A 23,243-nucleotide genomic window follows, 5' to 3' on the forward strand; every position below is an offset into this window, starting at 1 on the left:
GACGAAGATGGATATGAATTCAATTTTGATTGCTGCCGGTGTTATTGCGGCAGTAGGTATTATCGTTGGTATAGGCCTTGGTCTGTTCGGCGCGAAGTTTAAAGTAGAAGTAGATGAAAAAGAGGCAGCTGTCCGTGAAGAACTTCCGGGCAACAACTGTGGTGGTTGTGGTTACCCGGGCTGTGATGGTCTTGCAAAGGCCATCGCAGAGGGCAAAGCTCCGGTAAATGCCTGCCCGGTTGGCGGCGCTCCGGTTGGCGAGAAGATCGCTGCTATCATGGGCGTAGAGGCTGGTTCTTCCGAGAAGAAGGTAGCTTTCGTTAAATGTAAAGGTACCTGCGATAAGACAAAAGTGCAGTACGAGTACCATGGTATCGAGGACTGTGCGAAGGCATCCGTTGTACCGGGCGGCGGTGCAAAGGCATGTTCTTACGGCTGTACCGGTTTCGGTACCTGCGTGAAGGCATGTAAATTCGATGCCATCCATGTAGTAGACGGTGTGGCGGTTGTCGATAAAGAGAAGTGTGTAGCGTGTGGTGCCTGCGTGGCAGCCTGCCCGAAACACCTGATCGACCTGGTACCGTACAAGGCAAAGCATCTGGTACAGTGCAGCTCCCACGATCGCGGACCGGCTGTCAAGGCAGCCTGCCAGGTTGGCTGTATCGGCTGTACGCTGTGTACCAAGCAGTGTAAGTTTGACGCAATCCATATGGATAACAACGTAGCTGTTATCGATTATGAGAAGTGTGTAAACTGCGGAGCTTGTGCAGCGAAGTGCCCGGTTAAGGTTATTCAGTAAATAACGTAAAAGAATACGGAAATAAAAAGTCCGGTTGAACCGTTTGAAAAGATGGTTCAGCCGGATTTTTTTGGTTAAAAGATAAGGTGCTTTTCTAAAGCATCCGATGAAGGTGTTCTTTGAAATTTTTGATGTTATGCTATACGAAATTTAAAGGATTGCTTTTGCTAATGCGGTATGTATCACATTTAATAATGCCTGTGAGGTATACTGGCTGCCGCTTTCAAAGGAGAGATTTTCAAGCGACTGCGTGCTCACGATCTGCTCCGAGAGATGCGAAGCGGAAGGGGAGAGCAGCGGGTACATAGTTTCGATGGAATCACTTAAAGGACGGCAGGTAACAGAGGTGATTTGGGTGGAATCAACCGTGACTTCGACATTGACTGCCTGGCTGCCAAGTGTCAGGGTAGAACTGTACATGCCTGGCAGATAGTGGATACCAGCCGCAGCAGGGGCAGAAGCACTCTGTGTCTTCCTTCCAGGACGGAACATGATGAGGAGAAGCGCGATGAGAAGAAGCCCCAGCCCGATAAAGATAGCAGTATAAATAATCTCTTTCATGCGGAGTACGACAATTTTTGTTTTTGAACTCATAAGAAAGCTCCGGAATTCGTTTAGTACAGTGTATGAGACGGTTTGAGGGAAAATGAAAGAATATGATTTGTTATAAAAATAAAAGTCCCTATTTACATTTGTGTGTCTGATGTATCAACAGTATAATGATACATTTCACAAATTGCGTATGCGATTAGAAAATCAAGTAGTCCAAATTCCATAAAATGAAATTTTAGGGCAAATTACAGACATTAGCTTGGCTGTAGTATTTTTAAACAACATGTGTTAGACTACTGTTATACTAATCGGTATTTAACGAGGAGGTAATGATTATGAGTAGAAATATAAAAGGTGGTTTTTTAACATTAAGTGGTGTTGTTGGTATTGTGGGAATGATAATAGTGGCAATGCAAAATCCAGCAACTGAATGGGTAACGCCACCTGGAAGAATGATTGTAAGTATTTTAGAAAATGGATTATTGATTCCTACGGTTTTATTCCTTGTTCTTTTTATTTATGGATTGTATATTCTCCTAACGGAGAAAAACGATTGAGCAATACCGGTTTGTCGAATTAAGAAAACCGGTATTTGTGGAGGAGGAATTCTGTAATGAAATTTTTTGAAAATACCCGTAAGCCACAAGGCTTCGGCGGAAAATTGATGACGAAGATGATGAACAGCGGTCACGCCAAATTATCGCAATGGGGATTCTCAAATATCTCCGCGAAGTCTGATGCTGAAGTTCTGGACGTCGGCTGTGGCGGCGGAGCAAATATTGCGGTCTGGCTTGATAGATGTGGAAATGGCCACGTGACAGGAATGGATTATTCTGAGGTTAGTGTGGCAGAATCTCAAAAATTGAACGCCCTCGCCATTAAACAAGGGAAATGTAATGTAGTTCAAGGAGATGTATCTGCTATACCCTTTTCTGGCGCGACTTTTGATTATGTTTCTGCCTTCGAAACAGTTTACTTTTGGCCAGGATTAGTAAAATGCTTTTCCGAGATCAACCGTGTGCTAAAAAGCGAAGGCATATTCCTGATTTGTAACGAGAGTGACGGAACGAATGCCGCAGATGAAAAATGGACAAAGATGATCAATGGTATGAAGATTTACACATCTAAACAACTTGTTGCCGCTTTGAAAGAAGCGGGTTTTACAGAGATCAAAACGTATTCAAATGCAAAAAATCATTGGATAAGTATTGTTGCAACGAAATAGCCAAATTCCAGTTTGTCAATTACAGGTGACATTGAAAGAGTCAGCCCATTCAAGGTGCTGGCTCTTTCAAAAATTCAAATCTAATAAATTGCACGACAACTTAGAGTAAAAATGAATACCCATTAGCCAGAAATGAATAGAAAATGAATAAAAGAGTGGTGTTTCGTATAATTATGAGTTAGTATGCATCAGACACACTTTTGTAAAAAGGGAGAAATAAAAAGAGCTGCCATCCGTTGATATGCTTTGATAGGATCCCCCATGTTTTCGTACGGTCAGCGCAGTAAATGCGCAGACCCAAACAGTTACCCCAAATCTACGAAAAGGGAATCTGATCAACGGATGGCAGCTTCTGAGATTTTATGACACGATATTAAACATTGAAGCGGAAGAGTACGACATCGCCGTCCTTTACCACGTAGTCCTTGCCCTCCATGCGTACCAACCCTTTTTCTCTGGCTGCATTATAGGAACCGCAGTCTAAGAGATCCTGATAGTTGACTACCTCAGCTTTGATGAAGCCACGCTCAAAATCGGAGTGGATTTTTCCAGCTGCTTGCGGTGCTTTGGTGCCGACTTTGATGGTCCATGCACGGGTCTCAGTTTCACCGGCAGTCAGGTAGCTGATAAGGCCAAGAATGCGGTAGCTGGCTGCAATCAGTTTTTCAAGACCGGATTCAGTCAGACCGAGATCTTCGAGGAACATTTTCTTCTCATCTTCATCTAACTCAGCGATCTCCTGCTCAATCTGGGCGCAGATAACAAATACCTCGCTGTCGTTCTCAGCTGCAAATTCGCGAACCTGTTTTACATATTCATTGGAAGCACCGTCATCTGCCAGATCATCCTCGGATACGTTGGCAGCGAAGATAACCGGTTTCCAGGTTAAGAGATCCAGCGTATTGATGAACGCGAGTTCATCCTCATCCTCCGGCTCAAAGCTTTTTGCCAGTTTGCCATCTTCTAGGTGAGCATACAGTTTCTTTAAAGTTTCCAGTTCTTTGGCCAGAGCCTTATTTCCCATGGCACTCTTGGTCGTCTTGGCGATACGGCGTTCCAGAACCTCCATATCGGAGAAGATAAGCTCCAGGTTGATGGTTTCGATATCGCGGAGCGGATTGACGCTGCCGTCTACATGGATAACATTTGGATCCTCAAAGCAACGGACAACGTGTACGATCGCGTCTACCTCACGGATATTGGCAAGGAACTGGTTACCAAGACCTTCGCCCTTGGAAGCGCCCTTTACCAGACCAGCGATATCAACGAACTCAATTACAGCCGGAGTGATTTTGGCAGAATTATAAAGAGCTGCTAACTGACCCAGACGCGGATCTGGAACCGGTACGACACCGACGTTCGGATCGATGGTACAGAACGGGTAATTGGCAGACTCAGCGCCAGCCTTGGTCAGAGAATTAAACAGTGTACTTTTGCCTACGTTTGGCAGACCTACGATACCTAATTTCATTTTATGATTTACCTATCCGAAAATCCTTTGCTTATCAGGATTTCCGCCTTTCTTTCGGTTTCTTATTGCGCCTTTTTACGCCCTTTTTGTAATGTTTCTTAATTTTAATGAAAGAAATCAATGCAACTATGTATTATAGCAGAAAGACAGCGCTTTTTCAATCTCAAAGGAGACATTTTGTGGCTATAGGAATGCAGAAATGGTTACTGGACACGTATGCGTGAACAGTAACCAGAAATGTGTAATGGTTGTCTATTTTCCTGTTTAAGAAGTAAGAAAGGATTTTTTAAGGGAGCTGCGGAGTGGTAGGATAGGGCTGAAATACATGATTTTGCAGTAGAAAGAAACTATAAAAATATAGGAATAATTAGAACAAATAAAAAAAAATAAAAAAAACAAAAAAATGCTTGCATTCGCGGAGCGCCTGTGCTATACTAAGCTTCGTCAGTGAGTGACTCACTCGACAGGCAAAAATAGAAAGCAGTAAGCGGGAGTGCTGGAATTGGCAGACAGGCAAGACTAAGGATCTTGTGGGTGTATGCTCGTGTGGGTTCAAGTCCCATCTCCCGCAGTAAGCAGAAGTGGCGGAATTGGCAGACGCGCACGGTTCAGGTCCGTGTGATGGCAACATCATGAGGGTTCAAGTCCCTTCTTCTGCATGACTGATAGCCCGGTACAGAGATGTGCCGGGTTTTTGCTATACTCTGATTCAATAAATTCAGATATAAATTTGCGGAAAACAGGCTTGCAATTTAAATGAAATTGTGCTATACTACTCTTTGTCGGTGAGAAAATCATCGAATAGAGAAAATTGAAAAACAGTAAGCGGGAGTGCTGGAATTGGCAGACAGGCAAGACTAAGGATCTTGTGGGTGTATGCTCGTGTGGGTTCAAGTCCCATCTCCCGCAGTAAGCAGAAGTGGCGGAATTGGCAGACGCGCACGGTTCAGGTCCGTGTGATGGCAACATCATGAGGGTTCAAGTCCCTTCTTCTGCATGATCGATAGCCCGGTACAGAGATGTACCGGGTTTTGTTTTGTTAAAAAAATAGATAGAATATGATGCTGGGATTTGCCATATAAGCATAAACTGTAAAATGAGTGAATTAGTGAATGGCAAGAGCCAGAAAAAAGAAAACCTTTTAAACTTATCTTTGGATGCGACAGAAGCGGAACGGGAAAAGTCCCCGGCACTTCAGATGGGATACGACCAGAATACGAAACGCTGGGAACTAATCATTCAATATAATGGAACTGTGGAAAAGTTGCAGGAACAGCTTCCGCAGGCGGAAATTTATCCACTTTCCGGCGGCTACGCGATTGTGCGGCTCCCTGAATCGCAGGTGGATGATCTGGCAGGATTATCACAGGTTGAGTATATAGAAAAGCCGAAGCGTCTTTATTTTGAGGTGAACCGGGCGATTCGGGATACCTGTATTGCGCCGGTGCAGAGCGGAAATCAAGTCTCTCAAAACGTGTATGGCAGAGATGCTGATTTAAGTGGTCGAGGCACATTGACTGCCATCATCGACTCCGGAATCGATTATTTCCATCCGGACTTTCGAAACGCAGATGGAACGACGCGCATCGCCGCACTTTGGGATCAGGAGCAGAACCGGATTTATACGCGGGAGGAGCTCAACCGGGCATTGGAGGCGGGCAGCCGGGAAAGCGCTTACGAGATCGTTCAGTCGCGGGATGTGAGCGGGCACGGGACGGCAGTTGCGGCGATTGCAGCCGGAAATGGCTGGGAGGGCGGCGGACACTACCGGGGAGTAGCCTGGGAGAGTGAACTTCTGGTCGTGAAGCTTGGAACGCCGCTTGCGGATTCATTTCCCAGGACAACAGAGCTGATGCGGGCGTTGGACTATGTGGTGGGAATCGCACAGGAATGGCGGATGCCGGTGGCGGTGAATCTGAGCTTTGGAAATACTTACGGTTCGCATGACGGAACCAGCCTGCTGGAGACGTATCTAAATTCGATGGCAGAGCGGGGGCGGACTTCCATCATCGTGGGAACCGGAAATGAAGGATACGGCATGGGACACCGGGCGGGATTTCTGCAGATGGGACGTCCGGTGGAGATAGAGCTTGCAGTGGGGGAATATCAGACGGGCTTCGGTGTGCAGCTATGGAAATTGTATCAGGACCGGTTTTCAGTGGAAATTTTCAGCCCGGGCGGCAGCAGCACCGGGGTGATCCGGGAATCATTGGGAGCACAGCGCCTTTCCTATGAGACGGAAGAGATTCTTCTATATTATGGGATGCCGAGTCCATACAGTCAGGCGCAGGAGATTTATCTGGATTTGATTCCAAAAGGAAGCTACATTCAGGACGGGCTCTGGAAAATCCGTCTGATTCCAGAAGAAATACGGGATGGTCAGTATGATCTGTGGCTGCCAGCGGGCATGGCACTGAACAGGGAAACACGTTTTTTGGCGGCATCGCCGGACACGACGCTGACAATCCCATCGACCGCCAGCCGGGCGATCTCGGTGGGGGCGTACGATGACGCCACGCAGGCGTATGCAGATTTTTCCGGTCGTGGATTTGCAAGATTGGGGCATCCGATCAAACCAGAGCTGGCGGCACCTGGTGTAAATATCATAACCGCCCGCGCAGGCGGCGGATATGAGGCAGTGACAGGAACTTCCTTTGCCGCTCCATTTGTGACCGGATCGGCGGCTCTGATGATGCAATGGGGGATTGTAAATGGGAACGATCCCTATCTGTATGGGGAGAAGCTGAAAGCATATCTCATCCGCGGGGCGCGGAGTCTGCCGGGGGAGACGGTATATCCGAATGAGCGGTTGGGGTATGGGGCATTGTGTCTGGAGCGAAGTTTCCCGTTGTAAAAACAATAGGAAGTGCAAGGTGCACAAAAAACAATAAATGAAATTGTAAATTATATTTAAAGTGTTAATTGAATTTTCCGCTCAAAAGAGTATAATTTACATGATATAAAATGCAATGAGCATGGAAAGACATAAAAGAACGGAAATACAGAGAGTCACTGGATGGATCGGGAAAGCTGTTGGGATAGAAAATTCGCCTTTGTTATCCGACTGGATAGCAGAGGCGTTTTTTTATAAATAAACAAAGGAAAGAGGTTTAACTATGAGTGGAGTAATGATGATGATAATCGCCATCGTTGTTCTGGGAGGAGCATACCTCCTGTACGGGCGTTATCTCCAGAATAAGTGGGGCATCGATCCAAACGCCAAAACTCCGGCATATGAGATGGAGGACGGTGTTGATTATGTACCGGCTGATACAAACGTCGTGTTTGGACATCAGTTCGCATCGATCGCCGGTGCGGGTCCGATCAACGGTCCGATCCAGGCAGCAATTTTTGGCTGGCTTCCGGTCCTGCTTTGGATTTTAATCGGCGGCGTATTTTTCGGCGCCGTTCAGGATTTTGCATCCATGTATGCGTCTGTCAAAAATAAGGGACGTACAATCGGATACATCATCGAAGAGTACATTGGAAAATTAGGAAAGAAATTATTCCTTTTATTCTGCTGGCTGTTCTGTATTCTGGTTGTCGCAGCGTTTGCAGACGTTGTAGCGGGAACATTTAAGGGATTTACGGTTGATGAGGCAGGTGCTGTCACAAAGATAGCGGCAAATGGAGCCGTTGCAACTACTTCTATGTTATTTATCATCGAGGCAGTTGCACTTGGATATTTCCTCAAATATACCAAATTCAACAAATGGATCAACACAGCCGTCGCTATCTTATTACTGGTGGCAGCGATCGCGCTGGGACTGAATTTCCCGGTCTATGTCGATCTTGGAACCTGGCATATTATTATCTTTGTGTACATTCTGATTGCCAGTGTCGCTCCGGTATGGGCGCTGCTTCAGCCGCGTGATTATCTGAACAGCTATCTGCTGATCTTTATGATCGTCGGTGCAGTTATCGGTGTATTTGTGGCCAATCCGGCATGTAATTTGAAACCGTTTACAAGTTTTAATGTAAATGGACAGTATATGTTCCCGATTTTATTTGTAACGATTGCCTGTGGCGCAGTTTCCGGTTTCCATTCTCTGGTATCTTCCGGTACTGCATCTAAACAGATCAAAAATGAAAAGAACATGCTTCCAGTTTCGTTTGGCGCAATGCTGATGGAGAGTATGCTTGCTATTATCGCACTGATTGCAGTTGCTTCCTTTGCAGATGGCGAGGCAGCAGCACAGGGACTTACCACCCAGCCGCAGATTTTTGCAGGCGCGATCGCAAATTTTCTTTCCGTAGTTGGTCTGCCGCATTCGCTTGTATTTACATTAATCAACTTGGCGGTATCTGCATTTGCACTGACTTCCCTGGATTCGGTTGCCCGGGTAGGACGTCTGTCGTTCCAGGAATTTTTCATGGATTCGGACACAGACGAGGAAAATATGAGCCCGTTTGTAAAAGTAGTAACCAATAAATATTTTGCAACCATCATCACACTGGTACTCGCGTACCTGCTTACCAAGGTCGGCTATGCAGAGATCTGGCCGTTATTCGGTTCTGCAAACCAGCTGTTATCGGTACTTGCTCTTGTAGCTTGTGCAGTATTCTTAAAGAAAACCAAGCGTCAGGGCTGGATGCTCTGGGTGCCGATGCTGTTCATGATGGCAGTTACCTTTACTGCACTGAGCATGACCATCATAAAGCTCACAAACGCATTTATGACGACCGGTCTGGATCTGGGAAATACACTGCAGCTTGTATTTGCAGTGCTGCTGTTAATCCTGGGTGTATTAGTAGCAATTCAGGGTATCAAGAAACTGCTTGAAAAAGCGGATAAGTAAAAATAATAAGTGAAAATAAAATGTAGATGAGGTCCATCAGGGACAGCCGTTACGTTTTGTATGTATGATAGTAAAGAGAGGATGTCTGTATTCAAAAGAACAGATGTCTTCTCTTTTTCATTCTAAGCCCCTTTGTTCAATAGATGGAAATAAGTAGTCATAATTCCCCTTCTTTCCACATAAAATAAAAAAAGAAAATAGAAAAAGATCAAAAATTCATGGAAAACCTCTGTCCCAAATTACAAAAATATGATATTATTATAAGATAATGGGCGAACTTTCGAATTTATTCCGTAAATTATTCTGAATAAAGGTGGGATCTGGATGAATATCAGAGAAACGATCGAAAAATGGGAACAGGAAACCCTGAGTCCGTATGCGTCGCTGAGTGCGAATACACGGGGACGGGAGCGGAAAGAACCGCTCTGCGACATCCGGCCAGAGTATCAGCGCGATCGCGACCGTATTCTGCACAGCAAATCGTTCCGGCGTCTGAAACAGAAAACGCAGGTTTTTCTGGCGCCGGAGGGCGACCATTACCGGACGCGCCTGACGCACACGCTGGAAGTATCGCAGATAGCGCGCACGATCGCGAAAGCGCTGCGGCTGAATGAGTCTCTGGCGGAGGCGATCGCGCTGGGGCACGATCTGGGACATACGCCGTTTGGTCATTCGGGGGAGGCGGTGCTCAACCGGCTCTGCAGCGAGGGGTTCGCGCATTATCAGCAGAGTGTCCGCATTGTGGAGGTGCTGGAGCAGAAGGGGCAGGGGCTGAACCTGACCTGGGAGGTTCGCAACGGGATCCTGAACCACCGGACGAGCGGTCATCCGGCGACGCTGGAAGGGAATGTTGTGCGGCTTTCAGATAAAATTGCCTACATAAACCATGATATAGATGATGCAATCCGGGGAAAGATCATGAAGGAAGAGGATTTGCCGCGGGAGTACACGGACATTCTGGGAAACAGTGTGCATGAGCGGCTGAATATCATGATCCACGACATCATCGAGCACAGCCAGGACAAGCCGGAGGTGGCGATGTCACCGGAACGCGAGGAGGCGATGCACGGGTTGCGCCGCTGGATGTTTGACCATGTCTACCATGACGGGATTGCGAAAGCGGAGGAAGGGCGCGCACAGCAGATGATCGAGATGCTGTATGGATATTATATGGCGCATCCGGAGGAACTTCCGGAAGAATCCCACCGGATTATGGAGGTAAGAAATGAGACGAAAGAGCGCGCGGTATGCGATTATATCGCGGGTATGACAGATATTTACGCGATTGACCGGTTTAAGGAATTGTTTATTCCGAAAGCCTGGAGCGTATAAGGAGGAAGAAATGTATTATCCGGAAGAGGTAATCGAGGAAGTCAGAATGCGTAGCGACATTGTGGATGTGATTTCCGGATACGTGAAGCTGCAGAAGAAGGGAAGCAACCTGTTTGGACTCTGCCCGTTTCATCATGAGAAATCGCCATCCTTTTCGGTGTCGCCGTCCAAGCAGATGTACCACTGCTTTGGCTGCGGTGTCAGCGGCAATGTGATTACGTTTGTGATGGAATATGAAAATTATTCATTCCGCGAGGCGGTTGAGATGCTGGCGGACCGTTCAGGCGTGAAACTGCCGAAGATGGAATATTCTAAAGAGGCAAAGGCGAAGGCGGACCGCAAGGCGGCGCTTCTGGAGATCAATAAGCTGGCAGCCAATTATTTTTATTACCAGCTCAAGCAGCCGCAGGGAAAGATAGGATATGATTATCTGGTAAAGCGGAAGCTGACGGATGAGACGATCCGGCGGTTCGGACTGGGATTTTCCAATAAAATCAGAGACGATCTGTACCGGTATCTGAAAAGCAAGGGCTATGAGGACGAGCTTTTAAAGGATACGGGGCTGGTGACGATCGAGGAGCGCGGCGCCAGGGACAAGTTCTGGAACCGTGTCATGTTTCCGATCATGGATGTCAACAGCCGGGTGATCGGGTTTGGCGGACGTGTCCTCGGGGACGGGGAACCGAAATACTTAAACTCACCGGAGACGATGCTGTTTGACAAAAGCCGGAATCTATACGGACTTAATTACGCGCGTACTTCGAGAAAGAAATATATGATGCTCTGCGAGGGCTACATGGATGTGATTTCCATGCACCAGGCGGGTTATACGAACGCGGTCGCATCGCTGGGAACGGCGCTGACCGAGCAGCATGCGGCGCTTTTGAAGCGGTATACGGATCAGGTCATTCTGACCTACGACAGCGATGGCGCGGGCATCAAAGCGGCGCTGCGGGCGATTCCGATCCTCAAGCGGGCAGGAATTTCAACCAAGGTATTGAATATGCGTCCGTATAAGGATCCAGATGAATTTATGAAAAACCTGGGAGCAGAGGAGTTTGAAAAGCGGATCGAGACGGCTAGAAACAGCTTTCTCTATGAGATCGATGTGCTGAAAGCCGGCTTTGATATGGAAGATCCGGAGCAGAAGACGGCATTTTACAATCAGACGGCGCGCAAGCTGCTTGAATTTGGCGAGGCGCTGGAGCGGGATAATTATATACAGGCGGTTTCGCGGGAATACTTTATCAATTATGAAGATCTGCGGCGGCTGGTCAACCAGCTCGGAAGCCGGTATGGCGTCGGGGAGACGGCAGCAGGCGGATATGCGGGTCGCTATGGTGATTCATATAGAACCGGAAATACGACTGGTGCGGTACAAAACAGGGAGGTAGGCGGAAGCGTCGGCAGTGCCGGGGCAGTGGCGGAAAACCGCGGTGCTGGAAATGCAGAGTTTCCGGGAAATGCGGGACCGGCGGTGAGACCGGTGGGCAGGAAGAAGGAGAAGGACGAGGGCATCCGCCGTTCAGAACGCCTGCTTCTTACATGGCTGATTGAAGAACCATCGCTGTATGCCCGGATCAAGGACATCATCGGACCGGAGGATTTTGTAAAACCGCTTTATAAAGAAGCGGCAAAAGCTGTATTTGAGGGTCTGGAAGCTGGAAATGTCAATCCGGCGGCGATTTTGAACCGCTTTATCGACGACGAGGGCAATTATAAAGAAGTCGCGGCGCTTTTCAATGCAAGTCTGGAAGAATCCTTAAACAATGAGGAGCAGAAAAAGGCATTTGCGGAGACGGTGCGCCGGATCAAGAAGAACAGCCTCGACGATCAGATCCGGCGGGCGTCGGATTTGAATGAGCTGCAGCGGCTCATACGGGAACAGGCGGGATTGTCTTCGCTCGTAATCACGTTGGAGTGATTGCGGATTGGGAAAAATTGGGTTACTGGACACGTATGCGTGTTCAGTAACAAAATTGGAAATGGTCGGGCAGGTTCTGAGGATGGAAGGAAGGACGAACTATGGAAGAAAAAAAAGATACATTTGAAGAAAAACTCACACAGCTTCTGGAATTGGCAAAAACAAAGAAAAATGTACTGGACAATAAAGAAATATTGAATTATTTCCATGGTGAGATACTGAGTCCGGAACAGCTCGATCAGATCTATGATTTTCTGGAAAATCATCATGTAGACGTTCTCCGGATGGATGACGATGAGGACATGGAGCCAGAACTTTTTGAAGACGGCGAGGAGGAGGAGCCGATCGACGTGGACAACCTGGATCTCAGCATCCCGGATGGCGTCAGCCTCGATGATCCAGTCCGGATGTATCTGAAAGAGATCGGAAAAGTGCCGCTGCTTTCTCCGGAAGAGGAGATTGAGCTGGCGAAGCGGATGGAGCTGGGAGATGAAAATGCCAGAAAACGTCTGGCGGAGGCGAATCTGCGCCTGGTTGTCAGCATTGCGAAGCGCTATGTCGGCAGAGGCATGCAGTTCCTTGACCTGATTCAGGAAGGAAATCTGGGGCTTATCAAGGCGGTTGAAAAATATGATTATTCAAAAGGATTCAAGTTCAGCACCTATGCAACCTGGTGGATCCGTCAAGCGATCACGCGCGCGATCGCGGATCAGGCGCGGACAATCCGGATTCCGGTTCACATGGTGGAGACGATCAACCGTCTGATCCGGACTTCCAGACAGCTTTTACAGGAACTTGGACGGGAACCTACCCCGGAGGAGATCGCGGAAAAGATGGAGATGCCGGTTGAGCGTGTGCGGGAGATCATGAAGATTTCACAGGATCCGGTTTCCTTGGAGACACCGATCGGCGAGGAGGAAGACAGTCATCTGGGCGATTTCATTCAGGACGATCATGTGCAGGTTCCGGTCGATGCGGCAACCTATACATTGCTGCATGAACAGCTCATGGAAGTGCTCGATACGCTGACCGAGCGGGAGCAGAAGGTGCTGCGTCTGCGTTTTGGCCTGGACGACGGCAGACCGCGCACGCTCGAAGAGGTAGGACGGCAGTTCAATGTCACCCGCGAGCGGATCCGCCAGATCGAGGCGAAAGCGCTGCGGAAGCTGCGCCATCCGAGCCGGAGCAAAAAATTGAAGGATTATCTGGATGAATGATCTGGAAAGAAGAAATAAAAAGTAGAACACAGGAGAATAAATCATGCGGACAGAAGTAAAACTCTCGAAGCGTCTGGAACGGATCGCTTCTTTTGTACAGCCGGGCAGCCGGGTAGCAGATATCGGCACCGATCACGGTTATGTGCCGATCTGGCTGGTGCAGAAGGGCGTGTGCCCGTCGGCATTGGCGATGGATGTGCGGAAAGGTCCGCTGGAGCGGGCGGAAGAACACGTGGAAGAGGTGGGGCTTTCCGGGAAAATTGAACTGCGCCTGTCAGACGGACTGGCAAAATTGAAGGCAGGCGAGGCAGACACAGTTGTGATCGCCGGAATGGGCGGAAAACTGACCTGCCGGATTCTGGAACAGGGACGCCATGTGTGGGAGAATTGGAGCGAGGGAAAAGAACGCCTGATTCTGTCGCCGCAGTCGGAGCAGGACGAAGTGCGTCATTTTCTGGAAGAACAGGGATTTTCGATTCTCCGGGAAGCGATGCTGACGGACGAGGGAAAATATTACATAGTGATAGAAGCGGCGCGAGGCACGATGCGGCCGGGGAGAGAGCAGGATTACCGTTTTGGAGCCGATTTGATCCGGAAGAAAGATCCGGTGTTGCTTGCGTATCTGGAGAAAGAAGAGAAGATGACGCGGCAGGTGCTGGCAGGGCTGACAGAAAATGATGCCCAGAACAAGAAGGAAACTTTAGAAGCCAGTGAAGCGGGAGAGACGGCGATCAGCCGCCGAGCAGCGCGCATCAACGAACTGACCGCCTATCTGGCGCTGATAGAGGAGACGAGACATGAAATGCAGTGAGATTATCAAGATCCTGGAAACACTTTCGCCGCGCAGCATGGCATGTGACTGGGACAATCCGGGGCTTTTAGCGGGGCGCAGCGGGAAGGAAGTGAAGACGATCTTTCTGGCGGTGGACGCCACCGATTCTGTGATTGAGCAGGCAGAGCAGGCGGGGGCGGATATGATTTTGACGCACCATCCGCTTATTTTCAAAGGAATCAAGCAGGTGTCCGATCAGAATTTCATCGGCAGAAGAGTCCTGCGGATGATTCAGGATGATATTTCCTACTATGCGATGCACACGAATTTCGATGCAGCGCCGGGCTGCATGGCAGATCTGGCGGCAAAGAAGCTGGGACTGACGGATTGTGAAGTTTTAGAGAAAATGGGAGAGACCGGAGACGGCACTTCCTACGGAATCGGATGCACTGGACGCTTCGAACAGCCGATGACGCTGCGGGCAGCTGCCGAGCAGGTCAAGGAGGCATTTGGTCTGCCGTATGCGGCGGTCTTCGGTGAGCTGGACGGTGAGGCAGTGATTCAGAAAGCGGCGGTCTGCCCGGGCGCGGGAGGAAGCACGATGGGAGAGGTACTGGCAGCCGGGGCGCAGGTTTATATCACAGGAGATATCAGCCACCATGAAGGAATCGACGCGGTTGCACAGGGCATGGCGGTCATTGACGCCGGACATTATGGAATTGAACACATTTTTACAGAATTTATGGAGAAATATCTGATGAGGAAGCTGGGTGATGCCGTGAAGGTTGTGCGGGAGAAACCGGCGTTTCCAATCCAGATTGTTTAGGGAGGGGATTACATGCCGGAGGTACGGATTGGGAGTGAGATAAAAACATATCCGCAGGGAACCGCCTACGCGGAGATTGCGGAGGAATATCAGAAGAATTACGAGAATGATATTCTTCTGGTCTCGGTAAATGGACGGCTGCGGGAGCTGCATAAAACACTGCAGAAGGACTGCCAGATGGAATTTATCACAGCGGCAGATACGGCTGGCTATCTGGCATATCAGAGAAGTGCCGTCTTTCTGATGATGAAAGCCTTTCAGGATGTGGCAGGCAGGGAAAATGTGAAAAATATCACGGTCTGCTTTTCTGTTGAAAATGGTCTGTATGTGGAGGTGGAAGGCGGGGTAACACTCGGCCAGGAGCTGTTAGACCGTGTGAAAGAGGAGATGAAGCGCCTGTCTGAGCAGGATCTGCCGCTGCAGAAACGGAGTGAAAATACGGATGAGGCGATGGATCATTTCCAGGAGCAGGGCATGTATGACAAGGCGCGTTTGTTCAATTACCGGCGGGCGTCGCGGGTCAATGTTTACCGGCTTGGCGATTATGACGACTATTTCTACGGATATATGGTCATGAGCACCCGGTATCTCAAATATTTTGATTTACAGATGTACGAGGAAGGATTTATTCTGCGTCTGCCGAACAAGAAGCAGCCGAAGGCGATTCAGCCGTTCCATCCGCAGAAAAAACTGTTTGAAGTCCAGCAGGAGGCGGAAAAGCTCGGTCACAAGCTCGGTGTGTTTGACGTGGGAACACTCAACGATACGATCGCGCGGGGGCGCATGAACGACCTGATCCTGATGCAGGAGGCGCTGCAGGAAAAGAAGATCGGAGATATTGCGGAGCAGATTTATGAGAGCGGACGCAAACTGATCATGATTGCAGGACCGTCCTCTTCGGGAAAAACGACCTTTTCACACCGTTTGTCGATTCAGCTCGGCGCGCTGGGAATGAAACCGCATCCGATCGCGGTGGACAATTATTTTGTCAACCGTGTGGACAGCCCGCGGGATGAAAATGGAAATTACGATTATGAGGCATTAAACTGCATCGATGTGAAACAGTTTAATGAAGATATGGAAGAACTTCTGGCGGGAAAACGCGTGGAACTGCCGGTTTACAACTTTGTCAAGGGCGAGCGCGAATATAAGGGCGATTTTTTGCAGCTTGGGGCGGAGGATATTCTGGTCATCGAGGGAATCCACTGCCTGAATGATGATTTGTCGTATTCACTGCCGCGTGATAAGAAATTTAAGATCTATATCAGTGCGCTGACCCAGTTAAATATCGACGATCACAACCGAGTTCCGACGACGGACGGACGTCTGATCCGGCGGATGGTCCGCGATGCGAGAACGCGCGGTGCGTCGGCACAGGACACGATCCGGATGTGGGATTCCGTACGCCGGGGCGAGGAGCGGAATATTTTCCCGTATCAGGAAGAGGCGGATGCGATGTTCAACTCTGCGTTTTTATATGAGCTTTCGGTGCTCAAACAGTATGCGGAGCCGATCTTATATAGTGTTCCGCGTGATTCGGCGGAGTACAACGAGGCGAAGCGGCTGCTCAAATTTCTCGATTATTTTCTGGGTGTCAGCAGCGAACAGGTGCCGCACAATTCGATTGTGCGCGAATTTATCGGCGGAAGCTGTTTTAAAGTATGATTGACTGGACAAATGCCTGAAAATATGGTAGAGTTAGGATGTTTTGAGTAAGACAGATGGTCGCGGCTGCAGAACCGAAAGGCTGCAGGTGAGGAAAGTCCGGGCTTCACAGGGCAGGATGCCAGATAACGTCTGGTGGAGGCGACTCCAAGGACAGTGCAACAGAAATGTACCGCCCGGTTTACCGGGTAAGGGTGGAAGGGCAGTGTAAGAGACTACCGCCCGGCTGGTAACAGCCGGGGCACATGTAAACCCCATCCGAAGCAAGACCGAACAGAGAGCGCAAGGCGGCCCGTCTGCTCTCGGGTAGGTCGCTTGAGCCTGCTGGCGACAGCAGGACTAGATAGATGACCATTCAACGACATAACCCGGCTTACCGTTTTGCTCAAATCATTTAAGAGGGCTGTTGCCGAATGCAGATACCAAAGAGCATCTTTATTTGGCAGCGGCTCTTTTTTCTATATTGCATACAAAAGAAAAGGGGGAAATTTTATGTTAGAAGGATTTGCATCACTCGTTGGTGTGATCAGCAATGTTATGTACAGCTATCTGCTGATTATCATGCTGCTGGCGGTCGGACTGTATTTCACACTCCGAAGCCGTTTCGTACAGCTCCGTCTGCTTCCGGAATCAATCCGGGTAGTCGGAGAAAAGACAGACAGCAACTCCGTATCCGCATTTCAGGCGCTGATGGTATCGACGGCGAGCCGCGTCGGCACAGGCAATATCGTAGGTGTAGCCAATGCGATCGCGATCGGCGGTTACGGCGCGGTGTTCTGGATGTGGCTGATCGCGATTGTGGGCGGCGCATCGGCTTTTGTTGAGAGCACGCTGGCACAGATTTATAAGAAGCGCGACGCATCCGGCGGAAGCTACGGAGGTCCGTCTTATTATATCGAGGCGGCGCTGAAGAGCCGTGCGCTGGGCGTTGTCTTCGCGATTGCCCTGATTGCTACTTATGCTGGCGGTTTTAATATGCTGGCGTCCTTTAACCTGATTGACAGCATGTCGAATTACGGCTTTTACCATCAATTTATGATGGGGGACAGGAGCCTGGTTCCGATGATCGGCGGCGCCATTCTGGCGATTCTGGTCGGCATCTGTATCATAGGCGGCGGAAAACAGATTGTCCGCATTACCGGCGTGCTGGTTCCGTTTATGGGCGTTTTCTACATCCTGATGGCGATTGCGGTCATGATCTTAAACATCGGAAGACTCCCGGAGGTATTTGTCAATATCTTCTCCAATGCCTTTGATTTCAAGGCGATCTTCGGCGGATTTGCAGGTTCTGCCATGATGCAGGGAATTAAGAGAGGTCTGTATTCCAACGAGGCGGGTGTCGGTTCTGCACCGAACGCGGCGGCAGCAGCCGATGTCAGCCATCCGGTTAAGCAGGGACTGGTACAGATGCTTTCCGTCTTTATCGATACAATCCTCATCTGTACGGCAACCGCGATGATGTGCCTCTGCACCGGTATCGTTCCGTCCGAAGAACTGAAAGGCGCTCCGTTCGTACAGGAATCTTTGGGAACGGTATTCGGCGTGATTGGACCGTATTTCATTACATTTGCACTTCTTTTGTTTGCATTTACGACACTGCTCGGCAACTTGTTCTACTGTGAGGGATGTCTCAACTACATCGCAGGTCGTACACTGAAAAACAAAGAAATGAACGTGTTCCGCCTGTTTGCGGTGGTAGTTGTCTTCATAGGCGCACAGCTCCAGTTCGGTCTGGTATGGGATCTCGCGGATGTCCTCATGGGTATCATGGCGATCATCAACCTGCCGGTTATCGTGATTCTGGGAAATACAGCGCTCAAATGTCTGGATGATTACCTGGTGCAGAAAAAGGAAGGCAAGAATCCGTGCTTCAAGGCTGAGAGTATCGGGCTGGAAGGTAAGACAGAGTTCTGGAATTAAGATGTTCAAGGGTAGGCACTTTTGGAATCTATAATCTGGAAAATAATAAAAAGCCATGAAATCGCTTATGATCTGTAAATCTACAGAAAAGTCGTTCATGGCTTTTTTGATATTCATTTGATATATTCAGGAGAATTTACAGCGAATACTTCTCATCACAGTACTGGCAGCGGTATACCTCTTTTTCCTCATCCGCGAGATAGAAGATATGCGGAAGCTCCTGCTCGATCGAGGTAATGCAGCGCGGGTTCTTGCAGTGGATGACATTTGTGATTTTTTTCGGCATCTTGACATCTTTTTTCTCTACGATTTTTCCATCCTTGATGATGTTGATCGTGATACGGTGATCGATGTAGCCGAGCACATCAACATTTACCAGATCAAGGCTGCCGTCGATCTTGATGATGTCCTTGCGTCCCATCTTGCTGCTGCGCGCATTTTTGATGATAGCCACCTGGCAGTCCAGCTTGTCCAGCCCCAGTTTAAAGTAAATATCCATACTGCGTCCTGCCTGAATGTGGTCCAGAACAAAACCTTCTTTTAATCCGCTGATATTTAACATGGTTTTTCCACCTCCAGTAAAGTCATGATCAGAGCCATACGGACGTATACGCCGTACTGAACCTGTTTGAAGTAAGCGGCACGCGGGTCGTTGTCCACCTCAACGGAAATCTCATTGACACGCGGAAGCGGATGGAGCACAAACATATCATCACGGGCAAGCTCCATCTTCTTTTTGTCGAGAATGTAGCAGTCCTTCATACGGATGTAATCTTCCTCGTTGAAGAAACGCTCTCTCTGGACACGTGTCATGTAGAGAATATCAAGCTCCGGCATCGCCTCATCCAGGTTTTCGACCTCTTTGTACTCGATTCCCTTTGCATTCAGTGTATCCTCAATGATATAATCCGGGACGCGCAGTTCCGGCGGGGAAATGAGGACGAAACGGATGCCTGTGTAGCGGGACAGCGCATTGATTAAGGAGTGAACCGTGCGTCCGAATTTCAAATCGCCGCACAGACCGACTGTTAAATTGTTCAGGCGTCCTTTTAAAGAACGGATCGTCATCAGATCGGTCAAGGTCTGCGTCGGATGCTGGTGACCGCCGTCGCCGGCATTGATAACCGGGATGGAAGAGTGCAGGGAAGCAACCATCGGCGCACCTTCCTTCGGGTGGCGCATCGCGCAGATATCTGCGAAGCAGGAGATAACGCGGATGGTATCTGCCACACTCTCGCCCTTGGAAGCAGAGCTTGAATCGGCAGAAGCAAAGCCAAGAACCCGTCCACCTAAGTTCAGCATAGCAGCCTCAAAACTTAAGCGTGTACGGGTGCTTGGCTCATAAAACAGAGTCGCGATTTTCTTTCCGTCGCAGACGTGTGCATATTTGGCTGGATTGGCTTCGATATCGGAAGCGAGATCCAGAAGCTGGTCGATCTCCTCAACGGAAAAATCCAGTGGATTCAGCAAATGTCTCATTTGATTCTCCTTCTCTATTCGTATTGGCATATTTTTCCCAACTATTATAAAACATTTCCAGATGGATTGCTATAGCTTTTAATGATCTGTGATATAAAAAATATGAATAGGGGGGATAGAAAATATGGACAATGTGATGACGGCTGGAAGATTACCTGCGATGAAATAGGAAATAAAAATGACTTTCCAGGGCAAAATGGATTAGCGTAAGGAACGGTCAGACAGGGAGAAAAATCTGGTAAGAAAAGCGTAAGGAACATTAAGAAAAATAAGGTAGGAGAATTGAAACAAATCCGGTATAATGTAGAAAGAAGAACTGGAATTGCAATGGTTGAAACTTGTATAAATCCAGGCTGTCAGGAATGGATTTCGATGGAATATTCAGGAGCATGAAATAAGTTAGAAAATGGAGAAGGTTGATGGAAGAGCGGAAAGTGCCGGGGAAGAATGAACTCCGGAAACGGGAACCTGTCATACAGGTAAAAAATCTATATAAAGTCTACCGCGTCGGCGAGACGAAGGTATACGCGCTGAACGGCGTTGATTTTACGATGTACCGTGGCGAATTCTGTGCGATTGTAGGTACCTCCGGTTCGGGTAAATCTACCTTATTGAATATGCTGGCGGGGCTGGAGAAGCCGACGAAGGGTGAGATTGTCATAGCCGGACAGCACATAGAAAAATTAAACGAGAACCAGCTGGTGGCATTCCGCCGGGAGCGGGTCGGATTTATCTTCCAGTCATATAACCTGCTCGGTACGATGAATGCGGTTGAAAATGTAGCGCTTCCGCTGTCCTTCCGCGGTGTGCCGCGCGGCAAGCGCCGGGAGATGGCGGAAAAATATCTGAAAATGGTCGGACTGGAAAAAGTCGGCGATCATATGCCGAACCAGATGTCCGGCGGGCAGCAGCAGCGTGTCGGCATCGCACGGGCGCTGGTGGTACATCCAGAGATCATTTTTGCAGACGAGCCGACTGGAAATCTGGATTCGCACACGACGATGGATGTGCTGAAACTGATGCAGCGGATCGTCCGGGAACAGAACCAGACGCTGGTTATGGTCACGCATGATAACCATCTGGCGGCGTATGCGGACCGGATCTTCCATATTATCGATGGTAAGATTGTGAAGATAGAGGAGAATCGGCAAATGGGTAAGGAAGATGGGAAAATAGAAGGCTAAAACACAGGAATGCTGACGATAGAATGAGAAATTGATAAAAGCAGCATTTAATGTGAGAGGATATGGAGGTATGAAAAATGAGAGGTATGAGAAAGTGGAAGAGATGGGCGGTGTTTTTGCTGCTTTTTGTGGTGCTGGCGGTGGGAGGAAGCCGGACGGCGCAGGCGGAAATGCTGGATATGACAAAATATAACGATGATTTAATTACCGTCAGCAAGGTGCCGCACGGAAAGGCCGGAAATAAAATTTCGATTAAGATGACGGTTCATAATATACATGAGAAAAGGGATCAGGAATTAAAGGAAATTTGGCTGGCAAATGCGGAAGAATTTGATGATTTAATGACAGAAAATTTTGGAGAATCCGATGATGCGGATGAGAGTGATGATAGCGATGCGATCAGATGGTATTCAAAATCATTTCCGTTTGAAACGGATTCAAATTCATTTAAGCCAAAAGCTATAAATGTAAAAGCAGGTACTTCAAAAACTGTTAGTTTAAGTTATAAACTACGCAGAGATTTACCGGCCGGCTATTATCAGGCATTCTTTTTTATTGGACAAAAGGGAAAGGATAAGACCGCGGTTGGTGTCAACATCTGGGTATCCGCCTACGATGGTTCCTCCACCGAGGAAGACGACAACACGAAGCTGGACTACGATTTTTCCATCGGCGATAACCAGCAGACGCCGTATGCGGGGTACAATCAGGTCATGGATTTTGGCGTGAACCTGACCAATACGGGACTTAAAAAGGTTTACGATGTCCGCGTGGATATGCAGCTTGACGCAGATATTACGAAATTCCCGTTTGATATCAATGAGGGCAACTATAACCGTAAAATGGGGGATATGGAATCAGGGCAGATGGTGACGGTTCCGTACAGCATGATGGTGCGTGAGGACGTAAAATCGGGCTTTTTCCCGATTCACTATCTGGTTACATACCGCGAAGAAGAGGGCGGCGAGTTTTCGGAGCCGGTGGACAAGGTGTTTTACGTGCGCGTCAAGGGAAAAGATGACGATGAGCTGTCGGCGGATGCGGGCGAGCAGGATCGAACCAAGGCGCGTATCATCGTGGACAGCTTCGAGACGATCCCGGCAGAGATCTATGCCGGACAGCCGTTTGAACTGCGTGTGCGGATGAAGAATGCGTCTTCGGATGTGGCAGCTTCCAATATTATGTTTACATTTGCTTCGGAAGAAGTTGAAAATACGCCGATCTTTACATCCGAGAGCGGTTCCACCTCCGTAGTTGTCAATAACATGGCGCCGGGGGCGACGGCGGATCTCTCGATGGTGTTCAAGGCGGCGCCGACGGCGGAGCAGAAATCATACCGCATGACGATTCAGGAGCAGTACGACAGCCCGGAATTTAAAAATGCCAAGGAAGAAGTCAAGATTGCCCTCCCGGTCAAACAGGAGCCGCGGCTGAACACCAGCACGATCGATGTGATGCCGGATGCGATCGAGGTTGGTTCTGAGACGAATGTCATGTTTGGCATCAACAACACCGGAAAAGTAATTCTTTACAATGTTATGGCGCGTTTTGAGGCAGATTCTATCCAACCATCTGACGCTTACGTGGGAAATATCAAGCCGGGCGAAACCGGCAATGTCGATACGATGCTGACCGCGATTGCGCCGACAACCGATGATGGAAAAGTGAAGATTATCATTTCCTATGAGGATGAAAATGGAGTCGTTTCAGAGACCGAAAAAGAAATGCTTCTGAACGTGAGTGAGGCGTTTTCCGATGACGGGATGGACGGCATGGATGGAATGGACAACGGCATGGATGCAGATGCCGATGCGGCGCAAGCGGGCGGCGCTGGGCGGATCGCTCCGATGCTTGTGATCGCTGCGCTGGTGGGCGCAGGTGTCGGTGTAGTTGTCTGGAAGAGGAAAAAGAAAATAGCAGGAGAAAAGGCGCTTGAAGACGAATTAGAAGAGGAACTGGACAATGAGCTGGGCGAGCCGGAAATGACGACAGCAGATGTATCGGAAGACGAAACAAAGGACGTTGAAAAAGAACAAAACGATCATCTGAAAAGAAAGAAAAAATAGAAAGGACCGGTG

The 23,243-nt window shown here is 48.7% G+C and carries 18 protein-coding genes, 4 tRNA genes and 1 other RNA gene; 19 read left to right on the forward strand and 4 right to left on the reverse strand.

Annotation, left to right across the window (positions count from 1 at the left end):
* Positions 1-7 precede the first annotated feature (7 nt).
* On the forward strand, positions 8-799 hold the full coding sequence (locus DW931_RS00255) for an RnfABCDGE type electron transport complex subunit B (protein ID WP_118482204.1): 792 nt from the start codon (positions 8-10) through the stop codon (positions 797-799).
* 150 nt (positions 800-949) lie between these two features.
* Here the strand turns inward: DW931_RS00255 and DW931_RS00260 are convergent, their stop codons facing one another.
* On the reverse strand, positions 950-1,393 hold the full coding sequence (locus DW931_RS00260; RefSeq protein ID WP_117795137.1) for a hypothetical protein: 444 nt from the start codon (positions 1,391-1,393) through the stop codon (positions 950-952).
* Between the two features lie 293 nt (positions 1,394-1,686).
* Here DW931_RS00260 and DW931_RS00265 point away from each other — a divergent pair, with 293 nt between their 5' ends.
* Together DW931_RS00265 and DW931_RS00270 are read left to right on the forward strand one after the other, a co-directional pair.
* Positions 1,687-1,908, forward strand: coding sequence for a peptidase M50 (locus tag DW931_RS00265; protein WP_107001555.1), 222 nt, complete (start codon positions 1,687-1,689; stop codon positions 1,906-1,908).
* Between the two features lie 56 nt (positions 1,909-1,964).
* A complete protein-coding gene (locus DW931_RS00270; RefSeq protein ID WP_118482205.1) occupies positions 1,965-2,576 on the forward strand; it encodes a class I SAM-dependent methyltransferase in 612 nt (203 codons plus the stop codon).
* A gap of 373 nt (positions 2,577-2,949) precedes the next feature.
* On the opposite strand, the gene ychF is transcribed toward DW931_RS00270, so the two are convergent.
* The gene (gene ychF, locus DW931_RS00275) at positions 2,950-4,047 is read right to left on the reverse strand and encodes a redox-regulated ATPase YchF (RefSeq protein WP_117795141.1); all 1,098 of its coding nucleotides are present in this window, start codon (positions 4,045-4,047) and stop codon (positions 2,950-2,952) included.
* 487 nt (positions 4,048-4,534) lie between these two features.
* Here ychF and DW931_RS00280 point away from each other — a divergent pair.
* The 14 genes from DW931_RS00280 (at position 4,535) to DW931_RS00345 (ending at position 18,502) form a co-directional block, all read left to right on the forward strand.
* Positions 4,535-4,618 (forward strand) — tRNA-Leu (locus DW931_RS00280).
* Between the two features lie 4 nt (positions 4,619-4,622).
* A tRNA-Leu gene (locus DW931_RS00285) sits at positions 4,623-4,706 on the forward strand.
* A gap of 166 nt (positions 4,707-4,872) precedes the next feature.
* Positions 4,873-4,956: transfer RNA gene (locus tag DW931_RS00290), tRNA-Leu, on the forward strand.
* 4 nt (positions 4,957-4,960) lie between these two features.
* Positions 4,961-5,044 (forward strand) — tRNA-Leu (locus tag DW931_RS00295).
* A gap of 99 nt (positions 5,045-5,143) precedes the next feature.
* A complete protein-coding gene (locus DW931_RS00300; RefSeq protein WP_118482206.1) occupies positions 5,144-6,901 on the forward strand; it encodes a S8 family peptidase in 1,758 nt (585 codons plus the stop codon).
* 262 nt (positions 6,902-7,163) lie between these two features.
* Positions 7,164-8,846 (forward strand): carbon starvation protein A, encoded by a 1,683-nt coding sequence (locus tag DW931_RS00305; RefSeq protein WP_022359691.1) that lies wholly within the window; start codon positions 7,164-7,166, stop codon positions 8,844-8,846.
* Positions 8,847-9,170: 324 nt separating this feature from the next.
* On the forward strand, positions 9,171-10,178 hold the full coding sequence (locus DW931_RS00310; protein ID WP_118482207.1) for a deoxyguanosinetriphosphate triphosphohydrolase: 1,008 nt from the start codon (positions 9,171-9,173) through the stop codon (positions 10,176-10,178).
* Between the two features lie 10 nt (positions 10,179-10,188).
* Positions 10,189-12,102 (forward strand): DNA primase, encoded by a 1,914-nt coding sequence (gene dnaG / locus DW931_RS00315; protein WP_118482208.1) that lies wholly within the window; start codon positions 10,189-10,191, stop codon positions 12,100-12,102.
* A 101-nt stretch (positions 12,103-12,203) separates the two neighbouring features.
* A complete protein-coding gene (gene rpoD, locus DW931_RS00320; RefSeq protein ID WP_118626829.1) occupies positions 12,204-13,319 on the forward strand; it encodes an RNA polymerase sigma factor RpoD in 1,116 nt (371 codons plus the stop codon).
* Positions 13,320-13,362: 43 nt separating this feature from the next.
* Positions 13,363-14,130: a class I SAM-dependent methyltransferase gene (locus DW931_RS00325; RefSeq protein WP_117795149.1), complete on the forward strand. Its 768-nt coding sequence runs from the start codon at positions 13,363-13,365 to the stop codon at positions 14,128-14,130.
* Positions 14,117-14,917 (forward strand): Nif3-like dinuclear metal center hexameric protein, encoded by an 801-nt coding sequence (locus DW931_RS00330; protein WP_118482209.1) that lies wholly within the window; start codon positions 14,117-14,119, stop codon positions 14,915-14,917. The genes DW931_RS00325 and DW931_RS00330 overlap by 14 nt, the downstream gene beginning before the upstream one ends.
* A 12-nt stretch (positions 14,918-14,929) precedes the next feature.
* The gene (locus tag DW931_RS00335) at positions 14,930-16,582 is read left to right on the forward strand and encodes a nucleoside kinase (protein WP_118482210.1); all 1,653 of its coding nucleotides are present in this window, start codon (positions 14,930-14,932) and stop codon (positions 16,580-16,582) included.
* Between the two features lie 44 nt (positions 16,583-16,626).
* Positions 16,627-16,974: RNase P RNA component class A (rnpB, locus tag DW931_RS00340), an RNA gene on the forward strand.
* A 100-nt stretch (positions 16,975-17,074) separates the two neighbouring features.
* A complete protein-coding gene (locus tag DW931_RS00345; protein WP_118482211.1) occupies positions 17,075-18,502 on the forward strand; it encodes an alanine/glycine:cation symporter family protein in 1,428 nt (475 codons plus the stop codon).
* A 136-nt stretch (positions 18,503-18,638) separates the two neighbouring features.
* Here DW931_RS00345 and DW931_RS00350 read toward each other — a convergent pair whose 3' ends face one another.
* Complete coding sequence (locus tag DW931_RS00350; RefSeq protein ID WP_022359701.1) at positions 18,639-19,064, reverse strand: aspartate carbamoyltransferase regulatory subunit; 426 nt, start codon at positions 19,062-19,064, stop codon at positions 18,639-18,641.
* On the reverse strand, positions 19,058-19,981 hold the full coding sequence (gene pyrB / locus DW931_RS00355) for an aspartate carbamoyltransferase (RefSeq protein WP_107001544.1): 924 nt from the start codon (positions 19,979-19,981) through the stop codon (positions 19,058-19,060). The genes DW931_RS00350 and pyrB overlap by 7 nt, the downstream gene beginning before the upstream one ends.
* Positions 19,982-20,400: 419 nt before the next feature.
* Here pyrB and DW931_RS00360 point away from each other — a divergent pair, with 419 nt between their 5' ends.
* Together DW931_RS00360 and DW931_RS00365 are read left to right on the forward strand one after the other, a co-directional pair.
* Entirely contained in the window at positions 20,401-21,165 is a 765-nt protein-coding gene (locus DW931_RS00360; protein WP_118482212.1) for an ABC transporter ATP-binding protein, read from the forward strand.
* 77 nt (positions 21,166-21,242) lie between these two features.
* Positions 21,243-23,231, forward strand: a complete 1,989-nt coding sequence (locus DW931_RS00365) for a CARDB domain-containing protein (RefSeq protein WP_243015313.1) — start codon at positions 21,243-21,245, stop codon at positions 23,229-23,231.
* Positions 23,232-23,243: the final 12 nt, after the last annotated feature.

The organism is Clostridium sp. AM43-3BH (assembly GCF_003479985.1).
GTDB lineage: Bacteria > Bacillota > Clostridia > Lachnospirales > Lachnospiraceae > Otoolea > Otoolea fessa.